Source organism: Bacillus sp. JJ1532 (assembly GCF_036965085.1).
Classification (GTDB): Bacteria; Bacillota; Bacilli; order Bacillales; family Cytobacillaceae; genus Cytobacillus.
The window spans coordinates 8,082-15,300 of sequence record NZ_JBALOW010000127.1 but is presented as its reverse complement, the minus strand read 5'-3'; the positions used below and the strand labels follow the sequence as shown (position 1 = coordinate 15,300).

Annotated in this window: 6 protein-coding genes and 1 riboswitch; of the genes, 4 read left to right on the top strand and 2 right to left on the bottom strand. The window is 37.0% G+C overall.

Annotated features, from left to right (window positions below; all coding sequences use genetic code 11):
• The first annotated feature begins 139 nt into the window (after window positions 1-139).
• A riboswitch (cobalamin riboswitch) is annotated at window positions 140-325 on the top strand.
• Between the two features lie 149 nt (window positions 326-474).
• The 4 genes from V7122_RS24890 (at window position 475) to V7122_RS24875 (ending at window position 4,861) form a co-directional block, all read left to right on the top strand.
• Window positions 475-2,763 carry a ribonucleoside-diphosphate reductase subunit alpha gene (locus V7122_RS24890; RefSeq protein WP_335529856.1) on the top strand — a complete coding sequence of 763 codons (2,289 nt, stop codon included), beginning with the start codon at window positions 475-477 and terminating at the stop codon, window positions 2,761-2,763.
• A gap of 115 nt (window positions 2,764-2,878) precedes the next feature.
• The gene (locus tag V7122_RS24885; RefSeq protein ID WP_335529854.1) at window positions 2,879-3,925 is read left to right on the top strand and encodes a ribonucleotide-diphosphate reductase subunit beta; all 1,047 of its coding nucleotides are present in this window, start codon (window positions 2,879-2,881) and stop codon (window positions 3,923-3,925) included.
• Window positions 3,922-4,371, top strand: a complete 450-nt coding sequence (locus tag V7122_RS24880; protein WP_335529851.1) for a flavodoxin domain-containing protein — start codon at window positions 3,922-3,924, stop codon at window positions 4,369-4,371. The genes V7122_RS24885 and V7122_RS24880 overlap by 4 nt, the downstream gene beginning before the upstream one ends.
• Window positions 4,372-4,432: 61 nt before the next feature.
• The gene (locus V7122_RS24875; RefSeq protein WP_335344218.1) at window positions 4,433-4,861 is read left to right on the top strand and encodes a VOC family protein; all 429 of its coding nucleotides are present in this window, start codon (window positions 4,433-4,435) and stop codon (window positions 4,859-4,861) included.
• Window positions 4,862-4,977: 116 nt separating this feature from the next.
• On the opposite strand, the gene ilvD is transcribed toward V7122_RS24875, so the two are convergent.
• Window positions 4,978-6,657: a dihydroxy-acid dehydratase gene (ilvD, locus tag V7122_RS24870; RefSeq protein WP_335529848.1), complete on the bottom strand. Its 1,680-nt coding sequence runs from the start codon at window positions 6,655-6,657 to the stop codon at window positions 4,978-4,980.
• Window positions 6,658-6,903: 246 nt separating this feature from the next.
• Window positions 6,904-7,131: a hypothetical protein gene (locus V7122_RS24865; protein ID WP_335487702.1), complete on the bottom strand. Its 228-nt coding sequence runs from the start codon at window positions 7,129-7,131 to the stop codon at window positions 6,904-6,906.
• Between the last annotated feature and the right edge of the window lie 88 nt (window positions 7,132-7,219).

The window sequence follows — 7,219 nt, the reverse complement described above, 5'->3', positions numbered from 1 at the left end:
GATAAAAACTCTTTCTTTGATATGTACTTATTAACATTATTCTTCTAGTTTTTTAAGGTTGTCAAAATGATAAGTTTAGCTTATAATCGAAAAAGTTACATATATAGTGTTTATTTTTATTCATTAACACAATATACAGTGATAAACCAATAAATATGGTGTCCGTTATGGACTTAATAGGGAATCTGGTGAAAATCCAGAGCTGTTCCCGCAACTGTAAGTGCTATCGAAATAAGTAGAAACCACTGTCTTTTTTCTAAGATGGGAAGGACTTAAAGTAGGCCAAAGCACAAGTCAGGAGACCTGCCATATTTATAACGTATTATCTTCTTCGGGAGTTGGGAAGGTAAAACGAGGGTATTTTGATAGACTATTTTTTATATTCTATTATCATATCAGCGTTTTACTTTACCCATCCTCTAGCAGAGCGATGGGTTTTTTATTTTGGAAAAAACAAGTAAAGGGGATATGAAAATGGATACATATGTTCAAACAGAATTAGATCTAGTTTTAGAAGAGTTAAACAGAGCTTCAAACTTATATAAGATTGACATTGATCCACTTAAACAGCAATTGGAGGAACTAAAGCAAAACGATGCATCCGCAAATCAATATGCACTTCTTTATTCATTAAACAAAATCTCAATGGACCAGCCAAACTGGACCTTTCTTGCAGCTCAACTATATTTAAATGAATTATATTCAGAAGCATCAAAAAATCGAGGATATAAAATGAATGTAAAATATGGGGATTTTTATAGCCTCATAATGAAGCTGACTAATATTGGTATTTATTCAGAAGATTTACTAGCTTTCTATTCAAAAGAAGAAATAGATCACTTAGATATACTGATTGACCCTGAAAAAGATTATTTATTTAACTATATTGGTTTGTTCCTCCTTGCTGACCGTTATCTTGCCAAAGATTATGAGAAAAATATTTTTGAACTGCCGCAGGAACGATTCATGATCATTGCTATGACATTAATGAAAAACGAAGATAAAGCAAAACGAATATCTTTAGTCAAGGAAGCTTATTGGGCTTTAAGCAATCTATATATGACTGTTGCAACCCCAACACTTTCTAATGCCGGAAAAAGCTACGGACAGCTTTCTTCTTGTTTTATTGATACGGTCGATGATTCCTTAGATAGCATCTATTTAAATAATTGGGATATTGCCAGATTAAGTAAGGATGGCGGCGGAATCGGCATTTATTATGGGAAAGTCCGTGCTTTAGGTTCTGACATTAAGAAGTTTAAAGGAAATTCCTCTGGTGTCATTCCTTGGATTAGACTTGTTAATGATACGGCTGTCAGTGTCGATCAATTGGGGCAAAGACAAGGAGCCATTGCCATCTATTTAGATGTTTTTCACAAGGATATCATGAATGGTTTTTTAGATTTAAAGACAAATAATGGGGATGAGCGCAGGAAAGCCCATGACATATTTACAGGAGTCGCAATTCCTGACCTATTCATGAAGAAGCTTAAAGAAGTTGATGAAACTGGTAAAAGCATTGGCGAGTGGCACACTTTTTGTCCCCATCAAGTAAAACAGGTTATGGGATGGAAGGATGAGAATGGAAACCCATTGGGACTTGAGGATTATTATGATGAGGTCGAGGAAAAACACTTTACGAGAAAATACGTAGAAGCAGTTAACCATCCCCTTCTTCCTAGAAAGAGCTATCGTGCCATGGATATTATGGCTAGAATTATGGTTTCACAATTGGAGGCTGGCACCCCTTATATGTTTTATCGAGATGAGGTTAATCGCCAAAATCCAAATAAACATGTAAATGGAAATGGAAGAACGTCTATTTATTGCAGCAATTTATGCACAGAAATTATGCAGAACATGTCAGCGACGGTCATTCAGAATGAATATCAAGACGAAGATGGAAATATTATTATCGTTCGCAAGCCTGGAGATTTTGTTGTATGTAATTTATCTTCTATTCATTTGCCAAATGCAGTTAGAGCAGGCGTGCTGGAACGCCTAATCCAAATTCAAATGAGAATGCTCGACAACACAATCGACATTAATCAAATTTCAGTAGGACAAGCAAAGTGGACGAACCAGAAATATAGAGCAGTTGGTTTAGGAACATTTGGCTGGCATCATCTCCTGGCTATTAAGGGTATGTATTGGGAATCTGACGAAGCGGTTAACTACGCAAATGGTCTATATGAGGATATAGCCTATTTTACAATACGTGCCTCAATGGAGCTTGCTAAAGAAAAAGATGCATACAAATTATTTCATGGCTCTGAGTGGCAATCAGGAGAGTATTTTAAACGGAAAGATTACTCATCTGAACGATGGAAGGACTTACAAGAAGATATTCAAAATTACGGAGTCAGAAATGGCTGGATGATGGCGGTAGCTCCGAACTCTTCAACAGCAAAAATTGGGGGCTCCACAGACGGAATCGATCCTCTTTATGCGATTGAATATGCAGAGGAAAAGAAAAACTTCAAATTCAAAGTCACCGCACCTGATTTAGATCATAACACATACAACTATTATCGCCGTGTGAGACACGAGTTGAACCAAATATGGAGCATCAAACAGAACGCAGCAAGGCAACGGCATATCGATCAGTCCATTAGCTTCAATCTTTATGTTCGCCACGATATAAAAGCAAGAGATTTATTGCAGCTTCATTTAGAAGCCTGGAAGCACGGTTTAAAAACGACCTATTATGTTCGCAGTACTTCACAAACTGAAATTGATGAATGCGAAGCTTGCCATAGTTAATATATCAGCGATTTTTCAGATATATCGACGACTTCCCGAATATATCAGCGACTTTCAATAAATATCAACGACTACCCGTAATAAATTGAAAACCATTTTCAAAAGGAGCGATTCCATGGCACACCAACAATTATTAACAAAAATAAAATTGCTAAATCCTGAGTTCCCAAATAAATCTACTAGTCTAGTAAACGGTCAAGCATCGGGGATCCTAAATTGGAATGACATTAGATATCCACAAATGTATCGAATGTATCAAACTTTATTAGCTAACTTTTGGAAGGCTCAAGAAATAAATATGCAGGATGATATTAAACAGTGGGACTCCTTAAGCAAAACTGAACAAGATGTTTTTTTACGAATTAACACGCAGCTGGCATCACTTGATAGCTTACAAACGCCTATGATGACACAAGTGATGGATTATGTAACAGACCCAAGCTTTAAAGCTATATTTGCTGTCATTTCGCAGCAGGAGGCGGTTCATAATGAATCATATTCTTATATCCTGAGTTCTCTTATTCCTATTAGTGAACAAATTGCCCGCTTTGACGAGGCAAAGGATGATACCATTGTTCGGAAGCGAAATCAGCTTATTCTTGAATCCTATGAAAAATTTAGAAACAACCCCTCTTTACAGCACTTATTTGAGCTTGGAATTAACTCAATTAATTTAGAAGGAATTTATTTTTATGCGGGCTTTGCCTTTTTCTATAATCTGGCACGTCAGCAAAAGATGCTAAAAACGAGTTCCATGATTAGTTATATTCAACGTGATGAAATGCAGCATGCCTACTTCATTGCGCAATTTATTCGTATTCTTCTTACTGAAAATCCTGAATTAAATACAGAGCAAAATATTCAATATGTATATGATACAATTCATGCAGCAGTCCAGCTTGAAAAGGAATGGGCTCATTATATATTGAAGGATATTCAAGGAATCGATTTAGATGAATTTGAAGGCTATGTTGAATACCTTGCTAATAAGCGGCTTCGGCAATTAGGTCTTCAAAACCTATATAAGGAACAGGAAAATCCAATGCCTTGGATCCATGTATTCAGTGACGAAATGATGAATGAAACGAAGTCCGACTTCTTTGAACAAAAGTCTCGTACGTATACAAAGGTTTCTCAAGATAACGGTTTTGATGAGCTATGAGAATTGGCTTAATTTATACCTCGATTAGCGGAAATACAAAAGAATTGGCATTAAAATTATATGATCTGTTTAAGAAAAGAAATTTAGATGTTTATTTATATAGCATTGAACAATTTGCCTGTAATCGGTTAAATGAATTTGATGCGGTTGTTGTTGGTACTTACACTTGGGGTGATGGGGAAATTCCTGATGAAATGATTCCTCTTTATCGGGAGTTTGAGAAAATCGATAGAAGTAACATGGTAACAGGCCTATTCGGGACAGGGGACAGTTTTTATCCTCACTACTGTGGAGCTGTTGATATATTCAGAGACCTATTAAAAGCAAAAACAGATTTATCGGTCACTTTAAAGGTTGAATTATTGCCTCAAGAACAGGATCTAACGAAATGTATAAAGTTTGTTGATTTATTTCTAGCTCGACTTGAAAATTTGATATTGCATTGATAAATGATAAAATGTAATAGAAATATTTAGCAATGTCAAAAAAATATAGGGAGTGTTGCAGATGGCTGTTGATGTATATTTTAACTTTAATGGAAATTGCCGAGAAGTAGTTGAATTTTATGCTGACGTTTTTGGAACAGATAAACCGCAAATTATGACGTTTGGTGAGGCTCCTCCAAATCCAGAATATCCTCTGCCAGAGGATGCAAAAAATCTTGTCATGCATGCAAGGCTTAACATTAGCGGAAGCAATGTCATGTTTTCAGATGTTTTTCCTGGCATGCCATTTATTAAAGGAAATAATATTAGCCTTGCCGTTGTCAGTACGAATCTTGATGAAGTGAAATCTCAATTTAACAAAATAAAAGAAGGCGGTAAAGTAGAAATGGAGCTTCAGGAAACCTTCTGGAGCAAATGCTACGGACAAGTAACTGATAAGTTTGGCATTGCATGGCAATTTAATTATGATAATGGCGAAAAAGTCATGTAGTTTTATCTAATACTGATATTAACTCTTAGTTAAACACGCTTGTTCATACATAGATCCATTTAAAAATAGACCTATAAAAAGTCTTATATGACTGTTTTATAGGTCTTTGTAATTTCTTAATATTTCATTACTCCGCCAGTATTGGCTGATGTCACAAGCTTCGAATATCTTGCTAAGTAGCCTTTTTTCACCTTCGATTCAAAGCCCTTCCAATTTGCTTTCCGTCTTTCCATTTCCTCATCAGAAATTTCCAGCTGGATGGTGCGTTTCTTTAAATCAAGCTCAATGATATCGCCATCTTCTACAAATGCGATTGGTCCCCCCTCTGCAGCTTCAGGAGAAATATGGCCGATTGAAATTCCTCTTGATGCACCTGAGAAACGCCCGTCTGTAATTAATCCAACCTTTGCTCCAAGCCCTCTTCCTACGATTTGTGAAGTAGGTGCAAGCATTTCCGGCATACCAGGACCACCTTTAGGCCCTTCATAGCGAATGACCACGACATGTCCTTCTTGTACTTTACCGGTAATGATTCCAGAAAGTGCGTCTTCTTGAGAATCAAAGCAAATCGCTGGTCCTCGATGGTAGCCGCCAACCGATTCATCAACTGCACCGACTTTAATAATCGAACCGTCCGGAGCTAAGTTTCCAAATAATACAGCCAGTCCGCCCTGCTCAGAATGTGGATTATCCAATGGTCGAATAACATTCTTGTCCAAAATATCACTGCCAGCAACATTTTCGCGAATTGTTTTTCCTGATACAGTTAAACAATCACCATTAAAGGCATTTGGCTTCTTAAGTAGCTCATTGATAATGGCACTTACCCCGCCTGCATTATGCACATCTTCAATATGATAGTCTGAGGCAGGCGCAATTTTCGCTAAATGCGGTACACGGGTTGCAATTTCATTAATACGCTCTAATGAATACTCAATCTCCGCTTCATGTGCTAAGGCAAGAGTATGAAGAACTGTGTTAGTAGATCCGCCCATCGCCATATCCAAAGCAAATGCGTTATCGATTGCATCGATAGTTACAATATCACGAGGCTTAATATCCTTCTTAATGAGCTCCATTAATTGCTTAGCAGATTGTTTAACAAACTCTTTACGTTCCTCAGCGACAGCTAGAATTGTTCCATTACCAGGAAGTGCAAGGCCAAGCCCTTCCGCTAAACAGTTCATTGAGTTGGCGGTAAACATCCCTGAGCAAGATCCGCAAGTTGGACAGGCTAGCTGCTCAATCTCGAGCAATCTAGCTTCATCAATTTTACCAGATTGGAAAGCCCCTACCCCTTCAAATACAGATGTTAAATCAAGCGGATTGCCAGCACTATCAGTTCCAGCCTTCATCGGACCGCCGCTGACAAAGATTGTTGGGATATTGAGGCGAAGCGAAGCCATCATCATTCCAGGTGTAATTTTGTCACAGTTAGGAATACATACCATTCCATCGAACCAATGTGCCGCAACAACTGTTTCAACAGAATCTGCAATGATTTCCCGGCTTGGCAAAGAATATCTCATCCCGATATGCCCCATTGCAATCCCATCATCGACACCGATCGTGTTCATTTCAAAAGGAACCCCGCCTGCTTCGCGGATAGCATCTTTCACAATTTTACCGAATTCTTGTAAATGAATATGTCCTGGAACTATATCAATATATGAATTGACTACCGCAATAAACGGCTTTCCAAAGTCCTCTTCCTTTACACCTGCTGCACGAAGTAAGCTCCTGTGAGGCGCACGATCAAATCCTTGTTTTATCATATTACTGCGCAGATCTGCCACGTAAAATCCCTCCACATTTCTTTTTAGAATTTTTTACATATTTTAATTGATATATATTATTTAATTATCCTAAATAATATTATAATTTAACACCATATCTTGCATAATGTAAAGGAAGAACTTTAAAAATTCTGTATTTTTATAGAGTGGAATTTCCGCTGTTTACTATTTCAGAATAATTAATTCACCAATTTATTTATAGCAAAAAAAAAATGCCCCTATCGGACACTGTCTGCTTAGATTTGATTATCTATCTACTGAAGCTTCTCTATCTGCTGATTCCCTATTTTCATACCATAGCTTAAGATGTGTGAGGATTGTAAAAACTAGAAATGCATTCATTGCCCAAACAGAAATAAAAGGCGCCAAACCACCAAACTCAATGGAATAATACCCTTTTAATACCATAACAATATAAGCCTCAAAGAAAACTAAAATAAAGCCCCCGATACCAGCTATTGCTGTACGAACCATTCCTCTCCCACCTTCTTTTGATCATTAAGTACATGATTTTCAATTATTTTATAATAATTATAAATCAAATAATAGCATCCTTCAATTA